Below are 26,818 nucleotides of genomic sequence, written 5' to 3' on the forward strand. Positions count from 1 at the left end.
GGGTCGGGCCCTAGTCTTGCTGCTTGGCGAACACGTAGCCGACGCCGCGCACCGTGAGGATGCGCTTCGGGTTCTTCGCATCGGCCTCGATGGCGGCGCGGATGCGGCCCATGTGCACGTCGATCGAGCGGTCGAAGGCCTCGAGCTCGCGGCCGCGCACGGCTTCCATGATCTGGTCGCGCGTGAGCACCCGGCCCGCGCGCTCGGCCATCGCGACCAGCAGGTCGAACTGGTAGGAGGTGAGGTCGGCCACCACGCCCGCCACCGACACGGTGCGGGCATTGCGGTCGATCTCGAGCGTGCCGAAGCGCATCACCGAACTGGCCTCGGTGTCGACGCTGTTCTCGCTGCGCCGGCGCAGAACCGCGCGGATGCGCGCAAGTAGCTCGCGCGGCTCGAAGGGCTTGGGCAGGTAGTCGTCGGCGCCGATCTCCAGGCCGATGATGCGGTCCATCGGGTCGCCCTTGGCGGTCAACATCAGCACCGACACCTTCGACGCCGGCGGCGGCAGCGAGCGGATGCGGCGGCACACCTCGAGCCCGTCGGTGTCGGGCAGCATCAGGTCGAGGATCACGAGGTCGGGCGCGTGCTGCTGCAGCTGCTCGAGGCCGCTCGCGCCGTCACCAGCGTGCGTGACGACGAAGCCCGACTGCGTCAGGTACTCGCTCACCATCTGCGCCAGGCGGGTGTCGTCTTCGATCATCAGGAGATGGGGGGTGCTCATGCGCTTCATGGTCGTCCACAGGAGGCAACGGGGCTTGAACGCTCCGTAAAGTTGGGTAAACGGCGCTTCAGGCTGTCAACGGGTGGGCCGAAAACAGCATGGCGCCCGCAGGAAGGGCGGCGGAGGGCTCGGCCATGTGCGCCTCGAGCATGGCGGGCACGGCGCAGTCCGCCAGGTCCGTGCCGTCGGCCCGGGCCCGCTCGAGGATCTCGCGCGCCAGCTGGCGCAGCTGCGCGGTCGAGGTGCGGATGCGCGCCTTGAACGCGGCGTCGTCCAGCCGCGGGTCGGTGAGGCTCTTGTTGAGCTCGGCGAACCACGGCATCGCGGCCTGATCGAGCATGACCGGTGCATTGCGCTTGCGGCTCGCGGCCGACCAGGCGCGCAGCAGCTGCTGCACCGCGATGTTCAGGCGCTGGCAATGCTGCAGCTCTTCCTTCAGGCTGCCGAGCAGCATCAGGTCGGTGAGCCGCTGCTGGAAGAAGATCTGCGACAGCACGCCCCAGTAGTAGGCGTAATCCCAGATCACCTTCACCGGCAGCACCTCGGGGTCGCCGAACAGCGGGTACTGGTCTTGGTAGAGCGCCAGCGTGCTCTCGTAGAACGAGTGGTAGATCTGGTCGTAGAGCTGCGCACGCGCCTCCACCGAGCGGCCCGTGCGATCGTGCGCCACCAGGTCGGTGATGTAGGTGTTGCTCATCGCGATGAAGTCGCTGCCCGGCGAGTAGAACGGGTCGAGGAAGAGCCCCGCCTCGCCCGTGAGCGCCCAGCGCCGGCCCGAGAACACCTGCTTGCAGCCGTGCGAGAAGTGCTTGAGGAACGCGAAGTCCTGCAGCAGGTGGCGCTTGCCGTCGAGCGCGTCGTAGAGCCGCGGCTGGTAGATGGCGAACCACTGCATCGCCTTCTCGAAGGTGTCGATGGTGTCGAGCGGATGCAGCTTCGGGTCGGCCACGATGCCCACCGAATGCGAGCCCGAGGCCAGCGGGATCAGCCAGGCCCAGTAGCCCGCGCCCACGAGGTGGTTGGTCGAGAGCCAGCGCGCCTGCGGATCGCAGCGTTCGCGCCAGGCCGGATCGTCGCTCCAGGCGTCGACGTCGATGCGCTCCGCGATGCGGAACCACACCGCGTTGACGTCGTGCGCATTGGGCTCGGCAAGCCCGAGCTTGCGCTTGAGCATGCCGGCGCGGCCGCAGGCGTCGATGAGCCAGCGCGCCTCGGCCGCGTGCGTCCGGTCGCCTTGCGACCATTCGATGCGGTGCGGCGCATCGTCCTCGGCGGCGAGTTCGATGCGGCGCACCAGCGCGCCGTCCTCGAAGCGCACGCCGCGCCGCACGGCCTCTTCGGCGAGGTAGTTCTCGAAGATGCCGCGGTCGATCTGGTAGCTCGGTACGGCCAGGTAGCGGCTCGCGCCGATCTCGGTGACCTGGTCGAAGTCGCGGCGCCCCTCGCTGAAGAAGAAGCGGAAGCCGAACTTGCGCAGCTGCGCGCCGTCCATGTGGGGCTTGAGGCCGAGCACCGTGTCGAAGTAGTGCGCACCGATCTCGACCGACGACTCGCCGACCTTGTGCGCGGCCTCGGGCACGGGATGCCGGCGCCGTTCGAGCACCAGCACGTCGAGGTCGGGAAAGCGCTGCCTGAGCTGCAGCGCGAGCGTCAGGCCCGCGAGCCCGCCGCCCATGATCACGGCGTCGAAAGAATGCACAGTGTTTTCCGGTGGCACTCCTGACGCAGCGTTCATGGCTTGTTCCTAGTCGTTGTTGAGCGGCTGCAGCGACAGCCGCAGTGAAAGCGTCGCCGAGAGCGGCAGTTCGATGGCCGAGGCGGACGGGCCGCCGTCTGCCGCCAACGCGAGCGCCTCGAACAGGCCGAGCGCATGCGCCATCGGATTGATCTGCGCGAGCGTTTTTGCGGCCTCGGAGCGCGGCGCGGGAAAGTGCCCGTCGCTGCTTTCGATCGACCAGTCGAACGACGCCACGCTGCGCGCCGTGCGCTCGGGCGCGATCACCAAGGCCACGGCCAGCAGGCCGCGGCTGTCGGTCACCGAGGTCAGCGGGCCGACGGTGGGCGTGTCGTAACCCACCAGCAGCACTGGCGACTGGTCGGCCGCGCACTGCACGGCCGCCTCGAGCAGGCCCGCGGGAAAGCTGTGGTCGTACGCCGAGAGCGAGTTGCTCGCGGCCATGCAGCCGGTGCCAATGGTCCAGTAGCCCACGGCCGCGTTGTGCACCGAGTTGTGAAAACGCGTGGGCGACAGCACCGTGGGATCGCTCGCGAGCGTGCTGCACATGTAGTCGTTGATCGAGAGGTCGCCATGGGCCGACACGAAGACGCAGGGCACGTCGGCCGCGTTGCGGCCCGCGCCCGCCATGGCGGCGGCGGCCACTTCGAGCGCCAGGGCGACGGTGTCGGGCGCGCGCCGGCGCTCGGCCGGTGCGAGCACCTGCGGCGACGGCCGCTTGGCCGGCGGGTCGGCGAGCGCGCCTTCGCCGCGGAAGGCTGCGCGTGCCGCGTCCCAGCCGGGCAGCGTGGGCGTCCAGAAGGCCGGGCCTTCGATGTAGAGCGTGGGTGGCGTGATCGTCGTCATTGGCCAGCCTTGCCGAAGACGAGCGAACAGTTGTTGCCGCCGAAGCCAAAGGAGTTGGTGAGCGCATGCCGCACGTCGCCGCGCACGGACGCGAGTTGGATCTGCGGCCCGAAGCTCTCGTCTAGCTCGGTGGTGTTCACGGTGCCGGGCATCAGGCCGCGCTCGATCGCGAGCAGGCTGATGACCGATTCGACGATGCCGGCCGCGCCCAGCGTGTGGCCCATGAAGCCCTTGGTCGAGCTCGCATGGGTGCGGGCCGGAAAGCGGCGAGCGACCAGCGCGCCCTCGACCTCGTCGTTCTTCTGGCTCGCCGTGCCGTGCATGTTGATGTAGTCGATGGCTTCGGGCGCCAGACCCGCGCGCGCGAGCGCGTCGTCGAGCGCGCGTTCCGCGCCCAGGCCTTCGGGATGCGGCGTCGACATGTGGTGCGCGTCGCTGGCTTCGCCGTAGCCCAGAAGCCGCAGCGGCAAGGCCGGGTCGTCCTGCACCCGCTCCAGCAGCGCGAAGCCGGCCGCCTCGCCGAGGCTGATGCCCTTGCGGTGCGCGTCGAACGGGCGGCAGGGTTCGCTCGACACCAGTTCGAGCGAGTTGAACCCGAACAGCACGCTGCCGCACAGCGTGTCGGCCCCGCCCACAACGGCCGCATCGGCCAACCCGAGGCGGATCAGCCGCTCGGCCGAGGCGAACACTTTGGCGCTCGACGAGCAGGCGGTGGAGATCGTCTCGCTCGGGCCGGTGAGCCCGAGCGCCTGCTGCACGAACATCGCGAGCGAATGCGGCGAATGCACGGCGGGGCGGCGTTGGTCCATGGGAAAGAGCCCATCGGCATCGAGTTGGGTGTAGGCCAGTTCGGTTTCGCCGATGCTCGAGGTCGAGGTGCCGAGCACCAGCGCGATGCGCGACGCGCCGTATTTGGCCCGCGCAGCCGCCACCGCTTCGAGAAAGCCGTCGGCTTGGAGGCCGAGCCAGCCGAGCCGGTTGTTGCGGCAGTCCCAATGGGCGAGTGCCTCGGGCAGGCGGACGTCTTCGAGCCCGTCGACCCGGCCGATCCAGGTCGGCAGCGGCGCGGGGCCGAAATCGTTGGCACGCAGGCCGCTGCGCGATTCGGCGAGTGCCTCCGCGAGCGGCTCCTTGCCGACGCCGACGGCCGACGTGGCCGTGAAGGCGCTGATCTGAAGGGGTGGAATGCGGGACGGCACGGTGCTTGAGGGTTTCGGCGAAGGTGTAGGAACGCTTGGAAGCGAAGCGGCGGAAGCGGCGGTGGCCGGAAAACGACAGCCTACCAGCTGCGCGGCCGCTGCGGCGTCATCTGTTTGCCCGAGCGGCGCGGGCGGCCAGCGCCACCAGCAGCAGCACCGGCACACCCAGCAGCGCGGTGCAGGTGAAGAACCGGGCGTAGCCCCAGACGTCGACAAACAGGCCCGAATAGCCGGCGATGAACTTCGGCAGCAGCAGCATCAGCGAGCTGAATAGCGCGTACTGCGTGGCCGAATAGCTGATGTTCGTCAGGCTCGACAGGTAGGCGATGAAGGCCGCCGAGGCGATGCCGCCGGCCAGGTTGTCGGCCGAGACCACCGCGATCAGCGCCGTCAGGTCGTGCCCGCGCGTGGCCAGCCAGGCGAAGAGCAGGTTGCTGGCGGCGCTGAGCACGGCGCCGAGCATCAGCACCCGCATCACGCCGAGGCGCATCGAGAGCACCCCACCCACGAAGGCGCCCACCAACGTCATGACCACGCCGTAGATCTTGCTGACCGTGGCCACCTCGTCCTTGGTGAAACCCATGTCGACATAGAACGGATTGGCCATGATGCCCATCACCACGTCGCTGATGCGGTAGGTCGCGATCAGTGCGAGGATCAGCGCGGCCTGCCACTTGTAGCGGCGGATGAAGTCGGCGAAGGGTTCGATCAGCACGCTGCGCAGCCACTCGGCCGCATTGCGCGCCTTGGGCAGCGCACGGCGCACCGGCTCGGGCGACAGCAGCACGGTGAGCACGCCCACGGCCATCGAAGCCGCCATCACCAGGTAGGCCGTCTTCCAGGCCGCGTTCTGGTAGGCTGCGGCGCCCGTGGCCGCGGTCGCCGGCACCACTTCGGCCCAGGCTGCCACCCACAGCACGCCGGCCCCGGCCCAGATCATCGCGAGCCGGTAGCCGGTCTGGTAGGCCGCCGCGAGCGCGGCCTGCTTGCGCGTCTCGGCCGATTCGATGCGGAAGGCATCGAGCGCGATGTCCTGCGTGGCCGAGCCGAAGGCCACCAGCAACGCACACCAGACCAGCGGTCCGAGCCCCTGGCGCGGATCGTTGAACGCCATGCCGACCAGCCCTGCAATGACCAGGCCCTGCGCCAGCAGCAGCCAGCCGCGCCGGCGCCCGAGCAGCGTGGTCAGGGGCGGCAGCGGCAGCCGGTCGACCAGCGGCGCCCACACCCACTTGAAGCCGTAGGCCAGGCCGACCCAGCTCAGGTAGCCGATGGTGGTGCGGTCGATGCCCGCCTCGCGCAGGCGGAAGCTCAGCGTGCCCAGCACCAGCAGCAGCGGGAGCCCGGCCGAAAAGCCGAGCGCCAGCATGCGCAGCGTGGCGGGCTCGAGATAGACCTTCAGTGTGTCGCGCCAGGGCACGGAGGGCGAGGAAGGGGGCGTTTCGGCGGGCTGGGCAGACATGAACCCCGGATTGTCCACGAGGGCAGGCGATTGTTCCTATCATTCGCGCATGTGCAACCGATGCGACGCCCCCTTCGTTCTCCACGGCGCGCCCGCCGACGCGGCCTCGCCGGCCTCGGCCTGGCAGCCGCGGCGCGCCTTCCTGCTCGCGGCGGCCGGCGCCGCGCTCACGGGCCCGGCCCTCGCGCAGGTCAACGTGGGCAACGCCTCGGTGGCGCGCAATCTCGTGCCTGCCGACCGCATCGAGGCCGCGGGCGTGCAGCAGTACGGCCAGCTGCTCGACCAGGCGCGCGCCAAGGGCGCCCTTGCGGGCAACGGCAATGCCCAGCTGCAGCGGCTGCGCACCATCGCCAAGCGGTTGATCCCGTTCGCCACGCCCTGGAACTCGCGGGCGCGCGAATGGAAGTGGGAGGTCAACCTCATCGGCAGCAAGCAGGTCAACGCCTTCTGCATGCCCGGCGGCAAGATCGCCTTCTTCACCGGGATCCTCGAGCAGCTCAAGCTCGGCGACGACGAGGTCGCGATGGTGATGGGCCACGAAATGGCGCATGCGCTGCGCGAGCATGCGCGCGCGCGGCTCGCCAAGAGCGCCGGCACCGGCGCCGCGCTCTCGATCGGCGCGCAACTGCTCGGGCTCGGCCAGATGGGCGATTTGGCCGCGCGCGCAGGCACCCAGCTGCTCACGCTCAAGTTCAGCCGCGGCGACGAGACCGAGGCCGATCTCGTCGGCCTCGAACTGGCGGCGCGCGCCGGCTACGACCCCAAGGCCTCGGTGTCGCTCTGGAAGAAGATGGCCGCCGCCTCGAAGAGCCAGGGCGGGCTGAGCTTCCTGTCCACCCATCCGAGCGGGCCGGACCGGATCCAGAAGCTCGAGGCCAACCTGCCGAAGGTCGAGGGGCTCTACAAGGAAGCCCGGCGCAGCTGAGCGGCCCGCGGCCGCACCGCATCGGCGAAGATCGCCGCATGAAACCGACCGACATCAACCTGCCCGACGTGCTCGCCGAAGTGACGGCCGCCTTCGCGCGCTACGAGGACGCCCTGGTGAACAACAAGGTCGAGGTGCTCGACGAACTGTTCTGGAACAGCCCCACGACGATGCGCTACGGCGCCACCGAGAACCTCTACGGCTACGAGGAGATCCAGGCTTTCCGTGCGGCGCGCCCGTCGCAGGGCCTGGCCCGCGAACTGACCCGCACCGCCATCACCACCTACGGGCGCGACTTCGCCACGGCCCACTGCGAATTCCGGCGCGACGGCAGCACCCGCACCGGCCGGCAGAGCCAGACCTGGATGCGCACGCCCGCGGGCTGGCGCGTGGTGGCGGCCCATGTGAGTTTGCTGGGCTGAATCACGCCCCGATAAAATTCACATCCCCGCCCTCGTGAAACACAGCATGCCAAAAATCGCAGAGCCCCAACGCAAGACGCCCAGCCGCAAAGCCGTGCGGCGGTCGGTGGCCAGTTCCACGGCGGTGGAAACAGGCCAAAACGTCGCGCAGCTCGAACGTCGACTGCAGCAACCCGCTGCGCGCTTTCCCAACATCAAGCTGGCCCGCTGAGGCCGGCATCGCCGGCAGCCATGGCCTGACCCACAAGCTGCTCCATCGGGCCATAGTCGCCCGAGAAGCCGGCGTGAACCGCACCAATATAGGTTGGTTTGTTTTGCTCCCAACTGCTGTAGTCCAGCGGCTCATGGCCGGCCTGTACGGCCATCACATCGGCCAGCAGGCGCGACAAGCGGCCATTGCCCTCGCGAAAAGGGTGGATCACGATCAACTCCACGTGCGTCACGGCAATGGCATTCACCAGTTCGTCGGGAGCCAGGTTGCCGCAGGGAGTCCATCTCGTCAGGAACTCCCTTTCAAAATTGTTCAGCAAGCCCGGCAGCAGCCCGGCGGTAGCGAATTGGAAGCCGCCCTTGCCCAAGTTGACCGAGCGTTCCTGCCCCGCCCATGCGTACACGTTGCCGAGCCACAAGCGGTGCCAGTGTTTGAGGTCGGCCACCGTCAGGGTGCGGTCCGGCAGATCCTGCAGGAGCACCTCGTCGTAGAGGTCGTTCAATAGCTGCAATTCAAGCGCGTCTATATCGTCGGCGGACGTGATGCCAACGAGATTGCGCAGCACCTGTTCGTTCGACCCTGGTTCGAATTCGCCTTCAGCTCCAGCAGTTTGATAGCGGTTGATCATCGCGCGTTGGGTTCGGCAACCTTATCGAATACTCAGATCGTGGCGCTCAGAGTCCGAAGTCGTATTCGACCGTGATCGGCGCGTGGTCGCTGAACTTGACGGTCTTGTAGATCTGCTCGGTGCGCGCCAGCGCGGCGGTCTGCGGCGTGGCGAGGTGGTAGTCGAGCCGCCATCCCACGTTGTTCGCATAGGCCTGGCCGCGGTTGCTCCACCAGGTGTAGGCCTCGGCCGTGGTCTCGGGCTTGAGCATGCGGTAGACGTCCACGATGCCCGCGCCGTCGGTGCTGGCGTCGAGCAGCCGCGTCATCCAGGCGCGCTCCTCGGGCAGGAAGCCGCTGTTCTTCTGGTTGCCGCGCCAGTTCTTGAGGTCGATCTCCTTGTGCGCGATGTTGATGTCGCCGCAGAGGATGAATTCGCGCGACTGCTTGAGTGCCACCAGGTGCGGGAAGAAGCCCTTGAGGAAGCGGAACTTGGCCAGTTGGCGCTCCTCGCCCGAGCTGCCGCTGGGAAAGTAGCAGCTGATGATCGAGAGCTTGCGCGCCGGGGTGTCGAAGCGCAGCTCGAGGTAGCGGCCCTCGGCGTCGAACTCGCGGTCGCCCCAGCCCACGACCACGTCGCTCGGCGCGTGCCGGGTGTAGATGGCAGTGCCGGCATAGCCCTTCTTCTCGGCGAAGTGGAAATGGCCCTTGAGGCCCGCCATCTCCTCGAAGCGGCCCTCGATGTCGCTCGCCTGGACCCGGATTTCCTGCATGCAAATACAATCCGGCGCAAGTTCGGCCACCCAGTCCGCCACCCCTTTCGTGGCGGCCGAACGCAGGCCATTGAGATTGAGGCTGGTCAGTTTGAACACAAGGAAATTCCGATGGCTGTAGATGGTGAGGAACAAGGCAGCGCGGTGGCGCAGGACTTCGTCCAGTTCGCGCTCGACGCGGGCGTCCTGCGCTTCGGCGAGTTCAAGACCAAGGCCGGCCGCCTGAGCCCCTACTTCTTCAATTCGGGGCTGTTCGACGACGGCGCCAAGATCGCGCGGCTCGCCGGATTCTATGCAGACCGGCTGATCGAGAGCGGCGTTGAGTTCGACATGATCTTCGGCCCGGCCTACAAGGGCATTCCGCTCGGTGCGACGGTCGCGGCCGAACTGGCCCGGCGCGGCCGCAACCATCCCTTTGCCTACAACCGCAAGGAAGCCAAAGCCCACGGCGAAGGCGGTGCACTGGTCGGTGCGCCGCTCCAGGGGCGCGTGCTGATCGTCGACGACGTGATGTCGGCCGGCACCGCGGTGCGCGAATCCATTGCCGCCATCGAGGCCGCCGGCGCCACGCCGCACGCGGTGGCGATCGCGCTCGACCGGCAGGAGAAAGCCACCGAGAACGGCGTCGACGTCGACCACAGTGCGGTGCAGTACGTTCGCAACCAGCTCGGCCTGAAGGTTGTCGCCATCGCCACGCTCGACGACCTGCTGAGCTATCTCTCGGGCCATGCCGCCACCGACCTGGGCGCGCACCGCGACCGGGTGCTGGCCTACCGCGCGCGCTACGGCGCCCACTGAGGCCCGCGCCATGCGTGACGTTCGCCATCACCTATTCGATCCGGCGATCGCCGCGGCGCTGCTCGCGCTGGCGCCCGCGGCCGCGCTGGCACAGGTGCCGTCGGCGCCTGCGCCAGGCGGCATCTATTCATGCACCGATGCACGCGGCCGCACGCACACGGCCGACCGGCCGATCGCCGCCTGCATCGACCGCGAGCAGCGCGAACTGAACCCGAGCGGCACCACGCGCCGCGTCATCGAGCCGACCTACACCGCGCGCGAAATCGCCGAGCGCGAAGACCGTGCGCGCGAGGCCGCGTTGCAGGCCGCGCGGATCGTCGACGAGCGCCGCCGCGAGCGTGCGCTGCTGGTGCGCTACCCCAATGCGACCGTACACGACCGCGAGCGCGCCGAGGCGCTGGTGCAGATCGATGCCGTGATCCAGGCCGCGAAGAAGCGCCTGGTCGAGCTGGCCGAAGACCGCCGGAAGATCGACGAGGAGCTCGAGTTCTACAAGGCCGACGTGAGCAAGGCGCCGGGCGCGGTGCGCCGCAAGCTCGAGGACAACCTGCGCAGCGTGGCGGTGCAAGACCGCTTCGTCGGCGAACAGGAAGACGAGAAGAAGCGCGTGAACGCGCGCTTCGACGAAGAGCGCACGCGCCTCAAGCAGCTCTGGTCACCGCAGAACGGCGGCACCAACCGCTGAGCGCGACGGGCCTCAGCCCAGCTTGGCTTTCAGCAGCTCGGTGACCTGCGCCGGATTGGCCTTGCCGCCGCTGGCCTTCATGACCTGACCGACGAGGCCGTTGAGCGCCTTTTCCTTGCCGCCGCGGTATTCCTCGACGTTCTTCGCATTCTTCGCAATCACCTCGTCGAGGATCCTGTCGAGCGCGCCGGCGTCGTTCATCGGCTTCAGGTCCTTGGCCTCGATGATCGCGTCCACGTCGCTGCCTTCGCCGGTCCAGAGTGCCTCGAACACCTGGCGCGCCGCATTGTTGGGCAGCGTGCCGTCGGCGATGCGCTGCACCAGCGCGGCGAGCTGCTGTGCAGTGACCGGCGCGGCCTCGATGCCGATCTCGGCCGCGTTGAGCCGCCGCGCCATCTCGCCCGTGATCCAGTTGCTCGCGAGCTTCGGCGTGGCGCCCGCGGCCACGGCGGCGTCGAAGTAGCCGGCGAGTGCCGCGCTCTGCGTGAGCTGCGCCGCGTCGTAGGCCGACAGGCCGTGCTCGCGCACGTAGCGATCGGCCATCGCGCGCGGCAGCTCGGGCATCGTGGCCTTCACGCGCTCGATCCAGTCGGCGGCGATGACCAGCGGCGGCAGGTCGGGATCGGGGAAGTAGCGGTAGTCGGCCGAGTCTTCCTTGGCGCGCATGGCACGCGTCTCGCCCGTGTCGGGGTCGAACAGCACGGTGGCCTGTTCGATCCTGCGGCCGTCCTCGATCTCGTCGATCTGCCAGCGGATCTCGTAGTCGATCGCCTGCTGCATGAACTTGAAGCTGTTGAGGTTCTTGATCTCGCGCCGCGTGCCGAGCTTGTCGCCGGGCTTGCGCACCGACACGTTGGCGTCGCAGCGGAAACTGCCTTCCTGCATGTTGCCGTCGCAGATGCCGATCCAGGTGACGATCTTGTGCAGCTCGCGCGCATAGGCCACGGCCTCGGCGGTAGAGCGCATGTCGGGCTCGGTCACGATCTCCAGAAGCGGCGTACCCGCGCGGTTCAGGTCGATGCCGCTCTGGCCGACGAAGTCCTCGTGCAGCGACTTGCCCGCGTCTTCCTCGAGGTGGGCGCGCACCAGGCGCACCGTCTTCATCTCTTCGCCGAGAAAGAACGACACCGTGCCGCCCTGCACCACCGGGATCTCGAACTGGCTGATCTGGTAGCCCTTGGGCAGGTCGGGGTAGAAGTAGTTCTTGCGTGCGAACACGCTGCGCGGCGCGATGTGCGAGCCGAGCGCGAGACCGAGCTGGATGGCGCGCTCGACGGCGCCCTTGTTCATTACCGGCAGCGTGCCGGGCAGCGCCAGGTCGACCGCGCAGGCTTGCGTGTTGGGCTCGGCGCCGAAAGCCGTGGACGCACGGCTGAAGATCTTGCTCGCGGTCGAGAGCTGGGCATGGGTCTCGAAGCCGATGATGACTTCATAGCCGCGCACCAGCGGGCCGGTCGGGCGGCCCTGTTGCTGTGCTTCGAAGGTGTTCACTGCTGTCTCGCTCATGGTCAGAAGCCCTCCGGCGTGCGAAGGTGCCAGTCGGTGGCCTGCTGGAAGCGATGGCCGGCGTTGAGCAGCTTCGCTTCGCCGAAGTAGTTGCCGATCAGCTGCAGGCCCACGGGCATGCCCGCGTCGAAGCCCGCGGGCACGCTCATGCCGGGCAGGCCGGCGAGCGAGGCGGGCAGCGTGAAGATGTCGGCGAGGTAGTCGGCGACCGGGTCGTCGCCGTGTTCGCCGATCTTCCAGGCCGTGGTCGGCGCAGCGGGGCCGGCGATCACGTCGCACTGCCGGAAGGCCTGCTGGAAGTCGTCGGCGATCATGCGGCGCACTTTCTGCGCCTGCAGGTAGTAGGCGTCGTAGTAGCCGTGCGAGAGCACGTAGGTGCCGATCATGATGCGGCGCTTCACCTCATCGCCGAAGCCTTCGGCGCGCGTGCGGCCGTACATGTCGGACAGGTCCTTGTACTGCGCCGCGCGGTGGCCGAACTTCACGCCGTCGAAGCGGCTCAGGTTGCTCGAGGCCTCGGCCGCGGCCAGGATGTAGTAGACGGGAATCGACAGTTCGGTGCGCGGCAGCGAGACCTCGACACGCTTGGCGCCGAGCTTCTCGTACTGCGACAGCGCGGCATCGATGGCCGCGCGCACGCCGGGCGCCACGCCGTCGCCGAAGAACTCCTTCGGCACGCCGATGCGCAGGCCCTCGAGCGAGTCGTTCAGCGCGCGGCCGAAGTCTTCGGCCGGGCGGTCGAGCGAGGTGGAATCGCGGTCGGGGTCGGGGCCGCAGAAGGCCGACAGCAGCAGCGCGCAGTCTTCGGCCGAGTGCGCCATGGGCCCGGCCTGGTCGAGGCTCGACGCGAAGGCCACCATGCCGTAGCGCGAGGCGCGGCCGTAGGTCGGCTTGATGCCGGTGATGCCGCAGAACGAGGCCGGCTGGCGGATCGAGCCGCCGGTGTCGGTGCCGGTGGCTGCCGGCGTGAGCCGCGCCGCCACGGCCGCCGCGCTGGCACCCGACGAACCGCCGGGGATGCGCTCGAGGTTCCAGGGGTTGCGCACCGGCACGGCCTTGTCGTGGCCGACGGCCGGCACGGCGACGTTCTCGTTGGCCGAGCCCATCGCGAACTCGTCGCAGCTGAGCTTGCCCAGCGTCACGGCGCCGGCCTCGGCCAGGCGGCGCACCACGGTGGCATCGAAGGGCGAGCGGTAGCCCGCGAGCATCTTCGAGCCCGCGGTGGTGGCGAAGTCGGTGGTGGCGAAGATGTCCTTGTGCGCGATCGGCACGCCGGCGAGCGCAGGCGCGCCGCCCGCGGCGATCCGCTCGTCGGCCGCGCGGGCCTGGGCCAGCGTGGCGTCCTCGTTCAGGTCGAGGAAGGTGCCGAGCGCCTCGTTGGCCTTGATGCGGCCGAGAAAGTGCTGCGCCGCCTCGACGGCCGACACCTCGCGCCGGGACAGCGCCGCCGCCAGTTCCGCCACGCCCCGTTGATGCAGGTCCTTGCCGGCGCTCATTCGATCACCTTCGGCACCAGGAACAGACCCGCTTCGACCGCGGGCGCGCTCTTCTGGTTGGCTTCGCGGTTGTCCGGCTCGCTCACGACGTCGTCACGCAGGCGCAGCGTGACATCTTCGAGGGCGGCCACGGGATGGGCCAGCGGCTCGACGCCGGTGGTGTCGACGGCGCGCATGCGCTCGACCAGGTCGAAGAAGCCATTGATCTGACTAAGCATGCGCTCGCTTTCGTCTGGCGCAAGCTGCAGCCTTGCGAGCGAGGCAATGCGTGCAATATCTGAACTGGAAAGGGACATGGGTCGGACCGGTCGCGGAACCGGCAGTAATTCGCACGCCCAGAGGGGTGCAGACACGGGATTCAGAGGGGATTCGGGTATTATCCCGCCTTTGCCGCAACCCCCGCGAACGCGCCGGCTTTTGCGCCAAAAACGATCAATTCACCCCGTCAAACGACCCAAAAAAAGAGCGACGACCTGCCGACGCGCAGGCGTGCTCCAAAGGATTCCGCACATGTTTGGAGCTTTTCGTCGGTACTTTTCCACCGACCTGGCCATCGACCTCGGCACCGCCAACACCCTGATCTTCGCCCGCAACAAGGGCATCGTGCTGGACGAGCCCTCGGTCGTCGCGATCCGCCATGAAGGCGGCCCCCACGGCAAGAAGGTGATCCAGGCCGTGGGCCGCGAGGCCAAGGCCATGCTCGGCAAGGTGCCCGGCAACATCGAGGCCATCCGCCCGATGAAGGACGGCGTGATCGCCGACTTCGTGATCACCGAGCAGATGATCAAGCAGTTCATCAAGATGGTGCACCCGCGCACGCTGCTCACGCCGAGCCCGCGCATCATCATCTGCGTGCCCTGCGGCTCGACCCAGGTCGAGCGCCGCGCCATCAAGGACGCTGCCGAAGCGGCTGGCGCCACCTCCGTCTACCTGATCGAGGAACCCATGGCCGCGGCCATCGGCGCCGGCCTGCCGGTCAGCGAGGCCTCGGGCTCGATGGTGGTCGACATCGGCGGCGGCACCACCGAGGTGGGCGTCATCAGCCTCGGCGGCATGGTCTACAAGGGCTCCGTGCGCGTCGGCGGCGACCGCTTCGACGAAGCCATCATCAACTACATCCGCCGCAACTACGGCATGCTGATCGGCGAGCCGACGGCCGAAGTCATCAAGAAGAACATCGGCTCGGCCTTCCCCGGCTCCGAAGTCAAGGAAATGGAAGTCAAGGGCCGCAACCTGTCCGAAGGCGTGCCGCGCAGCTTCACCATCAGCAGCAACGAAGTGCTGGAAGCCCTGACCGATCCGCTCAACAACATCGTCTCGGCCGTGAAGAACGCGCTCGAGCAGACCCCGCCCGAGCTCGGTGCCGACATCGCCGAACGCGGCATGATGCTGACCGGCGGCGGCGCGCTGCTGCGAGACCTCGACCGCCTGCTGGCCGAAGAAACCGGCCTGCCGGTGCTGGTGGCGGAAGACCCGCTGACCTGCGTGGTGCGCGGATGCGGCATTGCCCTCGAGCGCATGGACCGCCTGGGCAGCATCTTTACCAGCGAGTGAATGCGCCACTGCCACCGTCGGCCGGCTCTGCTTGCGCAGGCCGGCCTTTTTGCCATCTGACGTTGCACGCCAGCCGGATCTGAACCATGCCCCTGGGCACGCTCGATCGCTCCGCCCCGCCCCTGTTCAACCAGGGGCAGTCGGCGCTGAGCAAGCTGATCTTCTTCGGGACGCTCGCGCTGTTCCTGATGGTGGCCGACGCGCGGCTGCACCTGGTGCAGCCGATCCGCGCGGCGGTCGGCGCGGTGCTCTACCCGGTGCAATGGCTGGCGCTCAAGCCGGTGCAGTTCGTGACGGGCGCGGGCCGCTACTTCGAGGACCTGCAGACCGCGCAGCACAACGAGGACGCGGCGCGCCGCGCGCTCATGCTGCAGGCCGAGCGCGCGAGCCAGGCCGACACGCTCGCGCAGGAGAACGCGCGGCTGCGCGCGCTGCTCGAGCTGCGCGAGACCACCCAGACGCCGGGCCGTGCGGCCGAGGTGCTCTACGACGCGGCCGACCCCTACACGCGCAAGATCGTCATCGACCAGGGGCTCACGCAAGGCGTTGTCCCGGGCTCGCCGGTGATCGACGCGAACGGCGTGCTGGGCCAGGTCACGCAGGTGCTGCCCTTCACGAGCGAGGTCACGCTGGTGATCGACCGCGATCTTTCCATTCCGGTGCAGAACACCCGCACCGGCGTGCGCAGCGTGGCCTTCGGCGATGCCTCGGCGCACGGCAGCGGCCTCGAACTGCGCTTCATGGCCGCCAATGCCGACCTGCAGGAGGGCGACCTGCTGTCCACGAGCGGCGTCGATGGCGTCTATCCGCCCGGCTTGCCGGTCGCGAAGATCGAACGCATCGAGCGCCGCGCCGACTCGGCCTTTGCGCGCATCTACTGCGTGCCGCTCGCGCATGTGACGGCCGTGCGCTACGTGCTGGTGCTGGCGCCCACGGGTGGCCCGACGGCACCGCCGCCTGCGCCGGCTGCCGTGGCGCCCACGAAGAAGCCCGAAGCCAAGGCGGCATCGAAACCCGCCAAGACCGACAAGAAGACCGCTGAGCGTGCCCGATGATCAAACGTCCCGGACAACAGCAGCTCCTGCTGCCCGTCAGCCCGCTGTTCATGTGGTCGAGCCTCGTGGTCGCCTTGCTCATCAACATGATCCCGGTCGGCCGCGCCGCCTGGATGCCCGACCTGCTCGCGCTCGCGATCGTTTTCTGGGGCGTGCACCAGCCGATGCGCGTGGGCATCGGCGCGGCTTTTGCGTTCGGTCTGTGCATGGATGTGCACGAGGCCGCGATGCTGGGCCAGCACGCGCTGTCCTACACCCTGCTCGGCTTCTTCGCCGCCACCGTCCACCGGCGCCTGCTGTGGTACCCGGTGGCATCGCAGGCGCTGCAGGTGCTGCCGCTGTTCGCGGTGTCGCAGTTCATCGAGATCGTCGCGCGCCTGATCGGTGGCGGCGTGTTCCCGGGCTGGTGGGTGCTGGCCTCGCCGGCGATCGAAGCCGCGCTGTGGCCGCTGGCGACCGCGCTCTTGCTCGCGCCGCAATTGCGCACGCCCGATCCTGACGAGAACCGCCCGCTTTGAGCCTGCTGTTCCCGGGTCTTGCATTGCCAACGCAGCCGCGCGCACCTAAGCTCACTTCGCCATGACCGAAATCCGCAATGTCGCCGCCGACCTCGCGCGCTTCAAGCGCCGGGTGGTCGTGATCGGCCTCGTGGTGCTCTTCGCCTTCGGTCTGATCGGCGCGCGCCTGTTCTACCTGCAGGTCGTGCGGCACGCCGATCTCGCGGAGCGGGCCGAGAGCAATCGCACGGCCATCGTGCCGGTGGTGCCCAACCGCGGCCTGATCCTCGACCGCAACGGCATCGTGCTGGCCTCGAACTATTCGGCCTACACGCTCGAGATCACGCCCTCGAAGGTGGACGACGTCGAGGAGACCATCGACAGCCTTACGCAGGTGCTCGAGGTCTCGCCGCGCGACCGCCGCCGCTTCAAGCGCCTGCGCGAGGACTCGCGCAGCTTCGACTCCATCCCGATCCGCACGCGCCTGAGCGACGAGGAAGTGGCGCGCTTCGCGGCGCAGCGCTACCGCTTTCCGGGCGTGGAGATCAAGGCGCGGCTGTTCCGCAACTACCCGCATGGCGAGACCGCTGCGCACGTGCTCGGCTACATCGGGCGCATCAACCAGCGCGAGAAGACCGCGATGGAGGAATGGCCCGAGGAAGACCAGGCCAACTACAAGGGCACCGACTACATCGGCAAGCTCGGCATCGAGCAGAGCTACGAGAAGACGCTGCACGGCCAGACCGGCGTCGAGCAGATGGAGACCTCGGCCGGCGGCCGTGCGGTGCGCCGCCTCGCGAGCCACCCGGCCACGCCGGGCAACACCGTGATGCTGTCGCTCGACATCAAGCTGCAGAAGCTCGTCGAGGACATGTACGGCGACCGCCGCGGTGCGCTCGTGGCGATCGATCCCAAGACCGGTGAAGTGCTGGCCTTCGTGAGCAAGCCCACCTTCGACCCGAACCTGTTCGTCGAAGGCATCGACACCGAGAGCTGGAAGGAACTCAGCGAATCGATCGAAAAGCCGCTGCTCAACCGCGCGCTGCGCGGTACCTACCCGCCCGGATCGACCTACAAGCCCTTCATGGCGCTCGCTGCGCTCGAAACCGGCAAGCGCGGCGCCAACGTGGTGGTCAACGACCCGGGCTATTTCAATTTTGGCGGCCACCGCTTCGGCAGTCCCGAAGGCAACCTCGGCGGCGTCGACATGCGCCGCTCGATCCAGGTGTCGAGCAACATCTACTACTACTCGCTCGCCAACGAGATGGGCGTGGACCTGATCCACGACTTCATGAAGCCGCTCGGCTTCGGCCAGATCACCGGCATCGACATGGGCGGCGAGGTGCGCGGCGTGCTGCCGAGCACCGAATGGAAGCGCAATGCCTACCGGCGGCCCGAGCAGAAGAAGTGGTACGCGGGCGAGACCATCTCATTGGGCATCGGCCAGGGCTACAACACCTTCACGATGCTGCAGCTCGCGCAGGCGACGGCCATCGTGGCCGACGGCGGCATGAAGCGCAAGCCGCACCTGGTGCTGGCCACACGCGACACCGTGAGCGGCCAGGTCGTGCCGCTGCCGCAGCCGCCGCCCGAGAACCTCGGCTACAAGCCGGCCCACGTCGCGGTGATCCGCGAAGGCCTTGCCAGCGTGGTCTCGAACGGCACGGCGCGCGGCGTGTTCGCGGGTGCGGGCTACCAGGCGGCCGGAAAGACCGGCACGGCGCAGGCCATGACGCAGGCGCGGAACACCCGCTACAACGCCAAGGCGCTCGAAGAGCACCAGCGCGACCATGCGCTGTTCATGGCCTACGCACCGGCCACCGACCCCAAGATCGCGCTCGCGGTCATCGTCGAGAACGCGGGCTGGGGCGCCGGCGCCGCGGCGCCCATTGCGCGGCGCGTGTTCGACTACTGGCTCATGGACCAGTATCCGAGCGAAGCCGACATCGCCGCGGTGCGCATCGGCAAGGCCGGCGCACCGATCGGCAAGCCGCGCATCGCGAGCGAGATGGCATGGCCGATGGTCAGCACGATCGCGCCCGCGCCCTGACTACGCGACGACCGTCCCGCTGACTTCGCCCAGCCCGATGCGCACCGCGCCATCGCGCTCGCAATAGCCGCGGATCACGAGCGTGTCGCCGTCTTCGAGGAAGGTGCGCTGCTCGCCGTTCGGCAGCGTGATCGGCTGCTTGCCGCCTTGCGTGAGCTCGATCAGCGAGCCGGCCTGGTCGGGCTGCGGGCCCGAGAGCGTGCCCGAGCCCAGCAGGTCGCCGGGCTGCAGGTTGCAGCCGTTCACCGTGTGGTGCGCGATGAGTTGTGCGGCGGTCCAGTAGGCGGCCTCGGTGGTGTTGCCGCGCGTGAGGCGCACGGGCGCTGCGCCTTCGGCGCGCATCTTCGCGGTCTGCAGCAGCACTTCGAGCGTGATGTCGAGTGCACCGCGCTCGCGGTTCGAAGGTGCGTCGAGGTACGGCAGCGGCTGCGGATCGCCGGCCGGGCGCTCGAACCGGGCGCGGAAGGGCGCGAGCGCCTCCATCGTCACGATCCACGGCGACAGCGTGCTCGCGAAGTTCTTCGCGAGGAACGGGCCGAGCGGCTGGTATTCCCACGCCTGCAGGTCGCGCGCCGACCAGTCGTTGAGCAGCGTCACGCCGAACAGGTGGTCCTCGGCCTCGCCGATCGCGACGGGTTCACCGAGCGCATTGCCGCGCCCGACGAGAAAGCCGAGTTCGAGTTCGTAGTCGAGCCGCTTCGACGGGCCGAAGCTCGGCGCCGCTGCATCGGGTGCCTTGGTCTGGCCATGCGGGCGCTTGAACACCTGGCCACTCACGCCGATCGACGAGGCTCGGCCGTGGTAGCCGATCGGCACCCACTTGTAGTTGGGCATCAGCGGCTGGTCGGGGCGGAACAGCTTGCCGATGGTGGTCGCGTGATGGATGCCGGTGTAGAAGTCGGTGTAGTCGCCGATGCGGCAGGGCACGGCCATCTCGGCGCCGGCCTGCGCGGTCAGCGCCTTGGACCATGCGGCCTGCTTGTCGCTGCCTTCGGCCAGGCCGGCGGAGATCGCCGCGCGCAGGGCCTGCCGCTCCGGCACGCTCGCGGCCATCAGCAGGTTCATGTCGTCGGTCTCGACCAGGCCCGCCGCGCGCAGGTCGAGCACCTGGTCGCCGATGGCCACGCCGATGCGGAAGGCCTCGCTGCTGCCCGCGGCGCGGAAGCGCCCGAACGGCAGGTTCTGGATCGGGAAGTCGCTGCCGGCCTGGTTGGCGCCGGCAACCCAGCTGCGCAGCTTCGGGTCGTGGGTGGTGTTCAGTGTGGCGGTGGTCATGGAATGTCTTTCTCCGTTCGAAATCGGCGGGTCAGGGCTTGAAGTGATTTTTGAGGCCGGCCCAGCAGTCGGCATAGTCGGTGTCCAGCGCAGGGCTGTTCAGTGCGAAGTTCGTCGGGATGAAGCGGTAGCGGCTCTCGAACATGAAGGCCAGCGTGTTGTCGAGCTTCTGCGGCTGGAGGTTGGCGTTCGTGGCCTTGTCGAAGGCCTCCTCGTCGGGGCCGTGCGGCACCATGCAGTTGTGCAGGCTCGCGCCGCCGGGCTTGAAGCCACCCGGCTTGGCGTCGTACTCGCCGAGCACCAGGCCCATGAACTCGCTCATCAGGTTGCGGTGGAACCAGGGCGGACGGAAGGTGTTTTCCATCACCATCCAGCGCGGCGGGAAGATCACGAAATCGCAGTTCGCGGTGCCGGGCGTGTCGCTCGGCGAGGTCAGCACGGTAAAGATCGAGGGATCGGGATGGTCGAAGCTGATCGAGCCGATCGCCATGAAATTGGCCGTGTCGTACTTCACCGGCGCGAGGTTGCCGTGCCAGGCGACCACGTTGAACGGCGACTGCTTCGTCGGTGCGGCCCAGAAGCGGCCGCCGAACTTTTTCACGAGTTCGCAGGCGCCGCCGTCTTCCTCGAAGGCCGCCACGGGCGCCTGGAAGTCGCGCGCGTTGGCGAGGCCGTTGGAGCCGATCGGACCGAGCTCGGGCAGGCGGAAGTGCGCACCGTAGTTCTCGCAGACGTAGCCACGCGAGGGACCCGCGCCGGCATCCGAATCCGGCAGCGCCACCTTGAACGCCATGCCGCGCGGCAGCACCGCGATCTCGCCGGGCTTGACCTCGAGCACGCCGAGTTCGGTCGTGATCACGAGGCGGCCCTGCTGCGGCACCACGAGCATCTCGCCGTCGGCATTGACGAAGGCGCGCTTGTCCATCGAACGGCCCGCGAGGTACATCAGCGCGCCGATGCCGACCTGCGACTCGGCGTCGCCGTTGGCCGCGACGGTGTGCATGCCGTCGATGAAGTCGGCGCCGGCCGCGCCGTCGAGCGGCATCGGGTGCCAGCGCAGCGGCTCGGGCGCGAGCGCGATGCCGCGGTCGGCGCCGGTGGTCCAGTGGGGCTGCGCGTAGGGCTGGTAGCGGCCCGACACCACCGAAGGCTGGCGCCGGTAGAGCCAGGTGCGGCGGTTCTCGTGGCGCGGCGCGGTGAAGGCCGTGCCCGAGAGCAATTCGGTGTAGAGGTCGAAGGGCGCGCGCTGCGGATTGTTGCGGCCCTGGGGCAGGGCGCCGGCGACGGCTTCGCTGGCGTATTCGTTGCCGAAGCCGCTTTGGTAGGTGGCGGTCATGGTGTGGTCTTGGGGTTCAAGGAAAAAAGGAAATCGGCTGCCCGCAGGGCATTCACTTCGCCGCCGCGAGCGCCTCGCGCAGCACGGTTAGCGAGCCGATGTGGTTGGCGAGCACCAGCACGAGGCGCGCGTTGTAGGCGTGGCTCTCTTCGGTGCCGAGGCCCTGGTGGGCTTCGATCAGTGCTTCGTAGAAGTCATCGGGCGCTTCGAGGTGCGGCTCGGTGATCAGGGTCGGTGGTGGCAGGGTGGTCATGGCGTGGTGTCCGTTCAATGCCTGGCCAGCGCGCGGTCGAAGGCAGCGCGCAGCTGCGCAGCCGAGGGCGCGCGCCAGCGGGCGCACACATGCTGGTCGGGGCGCAGCAGGTAGACGGTGCCGGGCCGCGCATCGTAGCGCTGGGCCGCCAGTTCGCCTGCGGCGGCCGGCACGCGCACGGTGGCGACCGGCAGGCCCGCTTCGTCGATGGCGCCGAGGCTCTGCGCCACGGCCGGGTCGCGGGCATCGCCGAACACCATCGCGGTGAAGCCGTGCGTGCGGCAGACCTCGCGCAGCAGCCAGCCCGTGCTGCCGTCGGCACGCACGATCGGCGCATCGGCCGCCGCGGCGCCCGGCACCATCGGCCCCGCGAAAGGCTCGGCATCGGGCGTGTGGAGCGGCGAGCCGTGCAGCACCGCCGGCACCGAGAGCCGGCCGCTGTTGACCAGCGTGCGCGCGAAGGCGTGCCGCTTCGTCAGCTCGAGCACCGCATCGCGGAACAGGCGGCTGACCTCGCTCTTGGGCGTGATGAAGTCGGTGGCGCGCGTAGAATGGCGGATGTTCTCGTCGGCCGCGTACTCGCGCTCGCGCGCATAGGTGTCGAGCAGCGCGTCGGGCGCCTCGCCCTTGAGCACCGCCGCGAGCTTCCATGCGAGGTTGTCGGCATCCTGCACGCCCGAGTTCGCGCCGCGCGCGCCGAACGGCGACACGCCGTGCGCCGAATCGCCCGCGAACAGCACGCGGCCCTGGCGGAAGCTCTCCATGCGCTGGCAGGCGAAGGTGTAGACGCTGGCCCAGCCGATCTCGAACTGCACCCCCGCATGGCCGATGCTGTCGAGCAGCGCGCGCACGCGCGGCACGATGCGCTCGGTCTTGCGTTCTTCCACCGGGTCGGCTTCCCAGCCGAGCTGGAAGTCCACGCGCCACATGCCGTCGGCCTGCTTGTGCAGCAGCACGCTCTGGCCCGGATGGAAGGGCGGGTCGAACCAGAAGCGGCGCTCGGTCGGCAGCTGTGCATCCATCACCACGTCGGCGATCAGGAAGCGGTCGCGGAAGGTGCGGCCCTTGGGTTCCTGCCCGAGCAGCTGGCGCAGGTTCGAGCGCGAGCCGTCGCAGGCCGCCACGTAGTCGGCCGCCAAGCGGTACTCGCCCTCGGGCGTTTCCACCGTGAGCAGCGCGCCATCGTCCTGCCGCGCGATGCCCGTGACCTTGTTGTTCCAGCGGATGTCGATCAGCGGCAGCGCCGCCGCGCGTTCGGCCAGGTAGCCCTCGACGTAGTACTGCTGCAGGTTGATGAAGGCCGGGCGCTCATGGCCGGGCTCGGGCAGCAGGTCGAAGCGGTAGACCTGCTCGTCGCGGAAATAGACCTTGCCGATGTTCCACGACACGCCCTTGTCCACCATGCGGTCGCCGCAGCCCAGGCGATCGAACACCTCGAGCGTTCGCTTGGCGAAGCAGATCGCGCGCGAGCCGGTCGAGAGCGTGTTGTCGTTGTCGAGCAGCACCACCGGCACCTCGCGCAAGGCCAGGTCGATGGCGAGCGTGAGGCCGACCGGCCCGGCGCCGACGATCACCACGGGGTGACGGGCGGGCGCGGCAGTGTCCTGATCGGCGTGGCGCCGGTAGTCGAAGCGCAGGCTCTGGTAGTCGATCACGATTCTTGTCTCCGTTTTCTTCTCCTTCCCCTCCGGGGAGGGGCAAGCTCAGCCCTCGAGCGTCTTCCACATCTCGATGTCGCGCTCGGCCGTCCACACGCGCGGGTCGGCGTGGCCCGAGGCCTCGTCGTAGGCGCGGCTCACGTCGAAGGGCATGCAGTGGTCGAAGATCACCCACTGGCTGTACTTGGGCTGGAGCTTCGCGTAGGTCTCCTTGTAGACCGCGTTCAGGTCGCGTCCGGCCTTTACGCCTTCCTGCACGCTCGCGTACACGTCGGAGATGAAATTGCGCGTGCCCTGCAGGCCCTCGGCCACCTGCTCGGGCGTGGTGAGCGCCGCGCCGCGGCCCGGCACCAGCGCCGCGGGCTTCAGCGCGGCGAGGTTGTCGAGCGTCTGCGGCCAGTCCTTGAAGTACGCGTCGCCCGCATAGGGCGTGGCGCCGAACTCCACCAGGTCGCCCGACAGCAGCGCGCGCTCCTGGGGCAGCCAGACGACCGTGTCGCCCTTGGTGTGGCCGCGGCCCAACTGCAGCAGCTGCACTTCGAGCTTGCCGAGCCACAGCGTCATCTTGCCGGTGAAGGTCATGGTGGGCCAGGTCAGCCCCGGCGGCACGGTCTCGACGTTCTGGAACAGGCGCGGGAAGCGGCCGATCTCGCTGGCCTTGTCGGCCTCGCCGCGCTCGACGATCAGGTCGCGCGTGTCCTGGCTCGCGAGGATGTGCTCGGCGCCGTAGCCGGCGGCGCCCAGCACGCGCACCGCGTGGTAGTGCGTGAGCACCACGTACCTGATCGGCTTGTCGGTCACTTCGCGGATGCGCCGCACCACGTCGGCGGCCATCGCGGGCGTGGCCTGGGTGTCGGCCACCAGCACGCAGTCGTCGCCGATCACGATGCCGGTGTTGGGGTCGCCTTCGGCGGTGTAGGCCCAGGCGTGCTCGGAGATCTGGCTGAAGGTGACCTTCTTCTCCTCCATGTCGGCCTGGCTGGCGAACTTCTTGGCTTGGCTCATCGTGGTCTCCATCGAATGTGAATGTTGAATTCGTCTAAAGCAAATGAATTTGCGGATAACGAATTTGCGAAGTGTAGGCGCTGAACCGGTTCATGTCTAATCCCTTCTTCATGAACGAACATCCGACGCCCGGCGCCACGGCGGCCAACGACACCGACCGCGCGGCGCAGCGCGGCATCCAGAGCATCGAAGTGGGCGGCCAGCTGCTGCGCGCACTGGTGCACCACGGCCGGCCGATGGCCCTGAAGGACCTGGCCCGCGAAGCCGACATGACGCCCGCCAAGGCGCACCCGTACATGGTGAGCTTCGGGCGTTTGGGGCTGATCGAGCAGGACCGCGCCAGCGGCCACTATCTGCTCGGTCCGCTGGCCTTGCAACTGGGGCTCATCAGTCTGCAGCAGGCCGACCCGGTGCACATCGCCACGTCGCTGATCGCCGAAGTGGCGCGGCGCATCGGCCACACGGTGGCGCTCGCGGTCTGGGGCGCGCGTGGCGCGACCATCGTGCGCACGGCCGAGTCGCCGTCGCCGGTGCATGTGAACATGCGGCACGGCACCGTGTTCTCGCTCACCAACACGGCCTCGGGCCGCATCTTTGCCGCCTACCTCGAGGCCGCCACCGTGCGGCAGCTGCTCGACGCCGAGCGCGGGCGCCAGAAGCAGCGCACGCCCGGCATGCCGCCCGAGCGCCCGCTGCCCTCGTGGGGCGAATTCGAGCGGCAGCTCGAGGAAGTGCGCGCCCACGGCATCAGCCGTTCGGAGGGCGAGGTGATCGAGGGCGTCAGCGCCATGGCCGCGCCGGTGTTCGACCACACGGGCGCGATCGTGCTGTCCGTCACGGCCATCGGCCCCGCCGCCATCTTCGACACCGCCTGGGACGGAGAAATCGCACGCGCGCTCAAGGCCTGCGCGGGCACGGTGTCCGAGCGGCTCGGCGCAAGCTCGGTCGCAAAGGGCACCGACTGAGACTGATTCCGCGAGCGCCATGAGCCTGGGCAACGATTCTTCTCTTTCTTCTCCCGCTTCGCCATCTGCCGCGGCCGTCGAATCCGCCATCGCGCTGCTGGGCGCCGCACGCCGCATCGTGGTGTTCTCGGGCGCGGGCCTGTCGCGCGCATCGGGCATTCCGACCTACCGCGACGCCGACGGGCTCTGGATGAACCGCAACGCGCTGCAGTTCTCGCATGCCGAGGACCTGCAGCGCGACCCCAAGGGCTTCAGCCGGTTCTGGGCCCAGCGGCTCGCGGCCGTCGAGGCCGCCGAGCCGAACGCCGGCCACCAGGCGCTCGCGCAGCTGCAGCGGCTGCGCCCGGCCACGCGCCTCATCACGCAGAACGTCGACGGCCTGCTGTCGATCGCAGGCGGACTGGAGGTGCTCGAACTGCACGGCTCATTGCGCCGCTGGCGCTGCGACCATTGCGGCAACCGCCAGGGGCCGTGGCCGTTCCAGCGCTGCCTGCGCTGCGCCTCGCGCGCGCGGCCCGATGTGGTGATGTTCGGCGAGGCGCTCAACCCCGGCGTGCTGCTCGACGCCCAGGCCGCGGCGCAGGAGTCGGACGCGTTCATGGTGGTCGGCAGCACGGCGGTCGTCTACCCGGCCGCGGAACTGCCGGAGATGGCGCTGGCCCATGGCGCCCGGCTGATCACGCTCAACATGGAGCCGCTGCCGCAGCTCGATGCGGCCGCAGCGGTGGTGCTGCGCGGCGCGTCCGAAGACCTGTTGCCGCGGCTGCTGGCGGGGCTCGGCGGACCGGGAAGCCTGGCCTGAGCCGAGCCTGAGGGCGCTCAGCCCTTCTTGCCGCCCAGCAGCACCAGGGCCCCGCCCACCACGATCGCCGCCACGCTGGCCCAGGCCGGAAAGTTGACCTGCTGTTGCTCCTTCACCGACAGCTCCAGCGGGCCGAGCTTGGCCTGGTGCGTTTCCTTGGTGAAGCTGAAGCCGCCGAGCGCGAGGCCTGCGAAGCCCGCGACGATGAGCAGGATGCCGATGATGCGTGTGGGATTCATGCGGAGGTCTCCTCGTTGTGATGGTTGTGGTGGATGGTTCGAGCTTACTGCCGCGGGATCTGGTCGACCCATTGCACGATCTCGGCGACCGCCGCGTCGGTGGCGGCGGCCAGCGCCTTGACGCCGCCTGGCGCGTTGGCGCTCGGCGCTGGGCGGCGCACGGTGAAGCTGCGCTGGCCCAGCACCCGGTCGCCGCCCGCGGTGCCGCGGATCAGCGTGGCGCGCAGGCGCACCAGGCCGGCGCTGTTGCTGGCCGAATCGAAGTAGTGGCTGAATTCGTCGACCGACACGCGCAGGGTGTCGGGCACCCGGCCTTCGGTACGCGCGATGGTCGCGCTTTCCTCGGGGCCGAGCACGGTGCGCCGTTCGGCCAGCGCGTCGCGCAGCCGCTGGCGCAGCAACTGGGCCGGCGGCAGGCTCCAGCGCGACTGGCCGTAAGGGCGCAGCTCGTTGGCATCGGCATAGCCGAGCCGGTAGAGGATCTGCGTGCCGTCGAGGCGGCTGTTGCTCTCGATCTCGGCCAGTGCGAGCGTCGGCAGCGCCGCGGCCGGTGCCGCCGCAGCGGCCGCCGCGCCAGCGGGGCCGGGCCCGAAGTCGTAGAGCGTGGCGCGCGCGGGCTTGTCGGGCAGGGCCCCGCAGCCGGCGAGCAGCAGCGCTCCGAGCAAGAGCCCGAGCCCGGCGGCCGGGGCGAGGCGGAAGGGGCGGCGAATGGTGTGGTTCGTCAGGGTCATCTTCAATCCT

Annotated in this window: 28 protein-coding genes; 11 read left to right on the forward strand and 17 right to left on the reverse strand. The window is 68.9% G+C overall.

From position 1 onward, the window contains the following. Window positions 1–10: 10 nt before the first annotated feature. The 5 genes from AC3A6R_RS19010 to AC3A6R_RS19030 form a co-directional block, all read right to left on the reverse strand. Window positions 11–733 carry a response regulator gene (locus AC3A6R_RS19010; RefSeq protein ID WP_487861155.1) on the reverse strand — a complete coding sequence of 241 codons (723 nt, stop codon included), beginning with the start codon at window positions 731–733 and terminating at the stop codon, window positions 11–13. 58 nt (window positions 734–791) lie between these two features. After that, window positions 792–2,423, reverse strand: a complete 1,632-nt coding sequence (locus AC3A6R_RS19015; RefSeq protein WP_487865237.1) for an NAD(P)/FAD-dependent oxidoreductase — start codon at window positions 2,421–2,423, stop codon at window positions 792–794. A 45-nt stretch (window positions 2,424–2,468) separates the two neighbouring features. After that, complete coding sequence (locus AC3A6R_RS19020) at window positions 2,469–3,305, reverse strand: beta-ketoacyl synthase chain length factor (protein ID WP_487865238.1); 837 nt, start codon at window positions 3,303–3,305, stop codon at window positions 2,469–2,471. Then, on the reverse strand, window positions 3,302–4,504 hold the full coding sequence (locus AC3A6R_RS19025) for a beta-ketoacyl-[acyl-carrier-protein] synthase family protein (RefSeq protein WP_487865239.1): 1,203 nt from the start codon (window positions 4,502–4,504) through the stop codon (window positions 3,302–3,304). Before AC3A6R_RS19025 ends, AC3A6R_RS19020 begins: the two co-directional genes overlap by 4 nt. A 106-nt stretch (window positions 4,505–4,610) precedes the next feature. Next, window positions 4,611–5,966 carry an AmpG family muropeptide MFS transporter gene (locus tag AC3A6R_RS19030; RefSeq protein ID WP_487865240.1) on the reverse strand — a complete coding sequence of 452 codons (1,356 nt, stop codon included), beginning with the start codon at window positions 5,964–5,966 and terminating at the stop codon, window positions 4,611–4,613. Between the two features lie 49 nt (window positions 5,967–6,015). On the opposite strand from AC3A6R_RS19030, the gene AC3A6R_RS19035 reads away from it, so the two are divergent. Genes AC3A6R_RS19035 through AC3A6R_RS19045 form a run of 3 tightly spaced genes read left to right on the forward strand, consistent with a single transcriptional unit; the run spans window position 6,016 to window position 7,524 of the window. Next, a complete protein-coding gene (locus AC3A6R_RS19035; RefSeq protein ID WP_487865241.1) occupies window positions 6,016–6,891 on the forward strand; it encodes a M48 family metallopeptidase in 876 nt (291 codons plus the stop codon). Window positions 6,892–6,929: 38 nt separating this feature from the next. Beyond that, entirely contained in the window at window positions 6,930–7,313 is a 384-nt protein-coding gene (gene hpxZ, locus AC3A6R_RS19040; RefSeq protein ID WP_487861161.1) for an oxalurate catabolism protein HpxZ, read from the forward strand. A 46-nt stretch (window positions 7,314–7,359) separates the two neighbouring features. After that, entirely contained in the window at window positions 7,360–7,524 is a 165-nt protein-coding gene (locus AC3A6R_RS19045) for a hypothetical protein (protein WP_487865242.1), read from the forward strand. On the opposite strand, the gene AC3A6R_RS19050 is transcribed toward AC3A6R_RS19045, so the two are convergent. Both AC3A6R_RS19050 and AC3A6R_RS19055 read right to left on the reverse strand, forming a co-directional pair. Then, the gene (locus AC3A6R_RS19050) at window positions 7,508–8,152 is read right to left on the reverse strand and encodes a Fic/DOC family protein (protein WP_487865243.1); all 645 of its coding nucleotides are present in this window, start codon (window positions 8,150–8,152) and stop codon (window positions 7,508–7,510) included. The two genes, AC3A6R_RS19045 and AC3A6R_RS19050, sit on opposite strands and share 17 nt — an antisense overlap. Before the next feature lie 46 nt (window positions 8,153–8,198). Beyond that, window positions 8,199–9,002: an exodeoxyribonuclease III gene (locus AC3A6R_RS19055; RefSeq protein WP_487865244.1), complete on the reverse strand. Its 804-nt coding sequence runs from the start codon at window positions 9,000–9,002 to the stop codon at window positions 8,199–8,201. Window positions 9,003–9,014: 12 nt separating this feature from the next. Between AC3A6R_RS19055 and pyrE the strand changes: the two genes are divergently transcribed. Together pyrE and AC3A6R_RS19065 are read left to right on the forward strand one after the other, a co-directional pair. Beyond that, a complete protein-coding gene (pyrE, locus tag AC3A6R_RS19060; RefSeq protein ID WP_487865245.1) occupies window positions 9,015–9,701 on the forward strand; it encodes an orotate phosphoribosyltransferase in 687 nt (228 codons plus the stop codon). Between the two features lie 10 nt (window positions 9,702–9,711). Then, entirely contained in the window at window positions 9,712–10,386 is a 675-nt protein-coding gene (locus tag AC3A6R_RS19065; RefSeq protein WP_487861165.1) for a DUF4124 domain-containing protein, read from the forward strand. Window positions 10,387–10,398: 12 nt separating this feature from the next. Here AC3A6R_RS19065 and gatB read toward each other — a convergent pair whose 3' ends face one another. From gatB to gatC, 3 genes are read right to left on the reverse strand one after another with little or no spacing between them, the layout of a single operon-like run. Continuing rightward, window positions 10,399–11,892 (reverse strand): Asp-tRNA(Asn)/Glu-tRNA(Gln) amidotransferase subunit GatB, encoded by a 1,494-nt coding sequence (gene gatB / locus AC3A6R_RS19070; protein WP_487865246.1) that lies wholly within the window; start codon window positions 11,890–11,892, stop codon window positions 10,399–10,401. Window positions 11,893–11,894: 2 nt separating this feature from the next. Next, window positions 11,895–13,388 (reverse strand): Asp-tRNA(Asn)/Glu-tRNA(Gln) amidotransferase subunit GatA, encoded by a 1,494-nt coding sequence (gatA, locus tag AC3A6R_RS19075; RefSeq protein WP_487861167.1) that lies wholly within the window; start codon window positions 13,386–13,388, stop codon window positions 11,895–11,897. Further along, the gene (gatC, locus tag AC3A6R_RS19080; protein ID WP_487861168.1) at window positions 13,385–13,684 is read right to left on the reverse strand and encodes an Asp-tRNA(Asn)/Glu-tRNA(Gln) amidotransferase subunit GatC; all 300 of its coding nucleotides are present in this window, start codon (window positions 13,682–13,684) and stop codon (window positions 13,385–13,387) included. Before gatC ends, gatA begins: the two co-directional genes overlap by 4 nt. Before the next feature lie 214 nt (window positions 13,685–13,898). On the opposite strand from gatC, the gene AC3A6R_RS19085 reads away from it, so the two are divergent. The 4 genes from AC3A6R_RS19085 (at window position 13,899) to mrdA (ending at window position 18,544) form a co-directional block, all read left to right on the forward strand. Continuing rightward, window positions 13,899–14,942: a rod shape-determining protein gene (locus tag AC3A6R_RS19085; RefSeq protein ID WP_007833435.1), complete on the forward strand. Its 1,044-nt coding sequence runs from the start codon at window positions 13,899–13,901 to the stop codon at window positions 14,940–14,942. Window positions 14,943–15,028: 86 nt separating this feature from the next. Beyond that, window positions 15,029–15,997, forward strand: a complete 969-nt coding sequence (gene mreC / locus AC3A6R_RS19090) for a rod shape-determining protein MreC (RefSeq protein WP_487865247.1) — start codon at window positions 15,029–15,031, stop codon at window positions 15,995–15,997. Next, a complete protein-coding gene (mreD, locus tag AC3A6R_RS19095; RefSeq protein ID WP_487861170.1) occupies window positions 15,994–16,515 on the forward strand; it encodes a rod shape-determining protein MreD in 522 nt (173 codons plus the stop codon). Before mreC ends, mreD begins: the two co-directional genes overlap by 4 nt. 61 nt (window positions 16,516–16,576) lie before the next feature. Beyond that, window positions 16,577–18,544 carry a penicillin-binding protein 2 gene (mrdA, locus tag AC3A6R_RS19100; protein ID WP_487861171.1) on the forward strand — a complete coding sequence of 656 codons (1,968 nt, stop codon included), beginning with the start codon at window positions 16,577–16,579 and terminating at the stop codon, window positions 18,542–18,544. Here mrdA and fahA read toward each other — a convergent pair whose 3' ends face one another. The 5 genes from fahA to AC3A6R_RS19125 are packed head-to-tail and all read right to left on the reverse strand — an operon-like array spanning window position 18,545 to window position 24,071. Beyond that, the gene (gene fahA, locus AC3A6R_RS19105) at window positions 18,545–19,819 is read right to left on the reverse strand and encodes a fumarylacetoacetase (RefSeq protein ID WP_487865248.1); all 1,275 of its coding nucleotides are present in this window, start codon (window positions 19,817–19,819) and stop codon (window positions 18,545–18,547) included. It abuts the gene before it with no gap. Window positions 19,820–19,850: 31 nt separating this feature from the next. Next, window positions 19,851–21,155: a homogentisate 1,2-dioxygenase gene (hmgA, locus tag AC3A6R_RS19110; protein ID WP_487861173.1), complete on the reverse strand. Its 1,305-nt coding sequence runs from the start codon at window positions 21,153–21,155 to the stop codon at window positions 19,851–19,853. A 52-nt stretch (window positions 21,156–21,207) separates the two neighbouring features. Continuing rightward, window positions 21,208–21,408, reverse strand: coding sequence for a DUF2783 domain-containing protein (locus AC3A6R_RS19115; RefSeq protein ID WP_487865249.1), 201 nt, complete (start codon window positions 21,406–21,408; stop codon window positions 21,208–21,210). 14 nt (window positions 21,409–21,422) lie between these two features. Then, window positions 21,423–23,063 (reverse strand): FAD-dependent oxidoreductase, encoded by a 1,641-nt coding sequence (locus AC3A6R_RS19120; protein WP_487865250.1) that lies wholly within the window; start codon window positions 23,061–23,063, stop codon window positions 21,423–21,425. A 48-nt stretch (window positions 23,064–23,111) separates the two neighbouring features. Then, the gene (locus AC3A6R_RS19125) at window positions 23,112–24,071 is read right to left on the reverse strand and encodes an MBL fold metallo-hydrolase (RefSeq protein ID WP_487865251.1); all 960 of its coding nucleotides are present in this window, start codon (window positions 24,069–24,071) and stop codon (window positions 23,112–23,114) included. A gap of 110 nt (window positions 24,072–24,181) precedes the next feature. Here AC3A6R_RS19125 and AC3A6R_RS19130 point away from each other — a divergent pair, with 110 nt between their 5' ends. Next, entirely contained in the window at window positions 24,182–25,036 is an 855-nt protein-coding gene (locus AC3A6R_RS19130) for an IclR family transcriptional regulator (RefSeq protein WP_487865252.1), read from the forward strand. A 19-nt stretch (window positions 25,037–25,055) separates the two neighbouring features. Further along, window positions 25,056–25,838: an SIR2 family NAD-dependent protein deacylase gene (locus AC3A6R_RS19135; protein WP_487865253.1), complete on the forward strand. Its 783-nt coding sequence runs from the start codon at window positions 25,056–25,058 to the stop codon at window positions 25,836–25,838. Between the two features lie 17 nt (window positions 25,839–25,855). Here AC3A6R_RS19135 and AC3A6R_RS19140 read toward each other — a convergent pair whose 3' ends face one another. Continuing rightward, window positions 25,856–26,077, reverse strand: a complete 222-nt coding sequence (locus AC3A6R_RS19140; RefSeq protein WP_487861179.1) for a hypothetical protein — start codon at window positions 26,075–26,077, stop codon at window positions 25,856–25,858. Window positions 26,078–26,121: 44 nt separating this feature from the next. Beyond that, window positions 26,122–26,808, reverse strand: a complete 687-nt coding sequence (locus AC3A6R_RS19145; RefSeq protein WP_487865254.1) for an ABC-type transport auxiliary lipoprotein family protein — start codon at window positions 26,806–26,808, stop codon at window positions 26,122–26,124. Window positions 26,809–26,818 lie beyond the last annotated feature (10 nt).

This window comes from Variovorax sp. Soil_C_19 (assembly GCF_057657255.1).

Bases quoted from the DNA above. Each gene is read 5' to 3' on its own strand.
- AC3A6R_RS19010 (WP_487861155.1), bottom strand. From the start codon at position 733: ATGAAGCGCATGAGCACCCCCCATCTCCTGATGATCGAAGACGACACC.
- AC3A6R_RS19020 (WP_487865238.1), bottom strand. From the start codon at position 3,305: ATGACGACGATCACGCCACCCACGCTCTACATCGAAGGCCCGGCCTTC.
- AC3A6R_RS19030 (WP_487865240.1), bottom strand. From the start codon at position 5,966: ATGTCTGCCCAGCCCGCCGAAACGCCCCCTTCCTCGCCCTCCGTGCCC.
- AC3A6R_RS19035 (WP_487865241.1), top strand. From the start codon at position 6,016: ATGTGCAACCGATGCGACGCCCCCTTCGTTCTCCACGGCGCGCCCGCC.
- hpxZ (WP_487861161.1), top strand. From the start codon at position 6,930: ATGAAACCGACCGACATCAACCTGCCCGACGTGCTCGCCGAAGTGACG.
- AC3A6R_RS19045 (WP_487865242.1), top strand. From the start codon at position 7,360: ATGCCAAAAATCGCAGAGCCCCAACGCAAGACGCCCAGCCGCAAAGCC.
- AC3A6R_RS19050 (WP_487865243.1), bottom strand. From the start codon at position 8,152: ATGATCAACCGCTATCAAACTGCTGGAGCTGAAGGCGAATTCGAACCA.
- pyrE (WP_487865245.1), top strand. From the start codon at position 9,015: ATGGCTGTAGATGGTGAGGAACAAGGCAGCGCGGTGGCGCAGGACTTC.
- AC3A6R_RS19065 (WP_487861165.1), top strand. From the start codon at position 9,712: ATGCGTGACGTTCGCCATCACCTATTCGATCCGGCGATCGCCGCGGCG.
- gatB (WP_487865246.1), bottom strand. From the start codon at position 11,892: ATGAGCGAGACAGCAGTGAACACCTTCGAAGCACAGCAACAGGGCCGC.
- gatA (WP_487861167.1), bottom strand. From the start codon at position 13,388: ATGAGCGCCGGCAAGGACCTGCATCAACGGGGCGTGGCGGAACTGGCG.
- gatC (WP_487861168.1), bottom strand. From the start codon at position 13,684: ATGTCCCTTTCCAGTTCAGATATTGCACGCATTGCCTCGCTCGCAAGG.
- AC3A6R_RS19085 (WP_007833435.1), top strand. From the start codon at position 13,899: ATGTTTGGAGCTTTTCGTCGGTACTTTTCCACCGACCTGGCCATCGAC.
- mreC (WP_487865247.1), top strand. From the start codon at position 15,029: ATGCCCCTGGGCACGCTCGATCGCTCCGCCCCGCCCCTGTTCAACCAG.
- mreD (WP_487861170.1), top strand. From the start codon at position 15,994: ATGATCAAACGTCCCGGACAACAGCAGCTCCTGCTGCCCGTCAGCCCG.
- mrdA (WP_487861171.1), top strand. From the start codon at position 16,577: ATGACCGAAATCCGCAATGTCGCCGCCGACCTCGCGCGCTTCAAGCGC.
- fahA (WP_487865248.1), bottom strand. From the start codon at position 19,819: ATGACCACCGCCACACTGAACACCACCCACGACCCGAAGCTGCGCAGC.
- hmgA (WP_487861173.1), bottom strand. From the start codon at position 21,155: ATGACCGCCACCTACCAAAGCGGCTTCGGCAACGAATACGCCAGCGAA.
- AC3A6R_RS19115 (WP_487865249.1), bottom strand. From the start codon at position 21,408: ATGACCACCCTGCCACCACCGACCCTGATCACCGAGCCGCACCTCGAA.
- AC3A6R_RS19125 (WP_487865251.1), bottom strand. From the start codon at position 24,071: ATGAGCCAAGCCAAGAAGTTCGCCAGCCAGGCCGACATGGAGGAGAAG.
- AC3A6R_RS19130 (WP_487865252.1), top strand. From the start codon at position 24,182: ATGAACGAACATCCGACGCCCGGCGCCACGGCGGCCAACGACACCGAC.
- AC3A6R_RS19135 (WP_487865253.1), top strand. From the start codon at position 25,056: ATGAGCCTGGGCAACGATTCTTCTCTTTCTTCTCCCGCTTCGCCATCT.
- AC3A6R_RS19140 (WP_487861179.1), bottom strand. From the start codon at position 26,077: ATGAATCCCACACGCATCATCGGCATCCTGCTCATCGTCGCGGGCTTC.
- AC3A6R_RS19145 (WP_487865254.1), bottom strand. From the start codon at position 26,808: ATGACCCTGACGAACCACACCATTCGCCGCCCCTTCCGCCTCGCCCCG.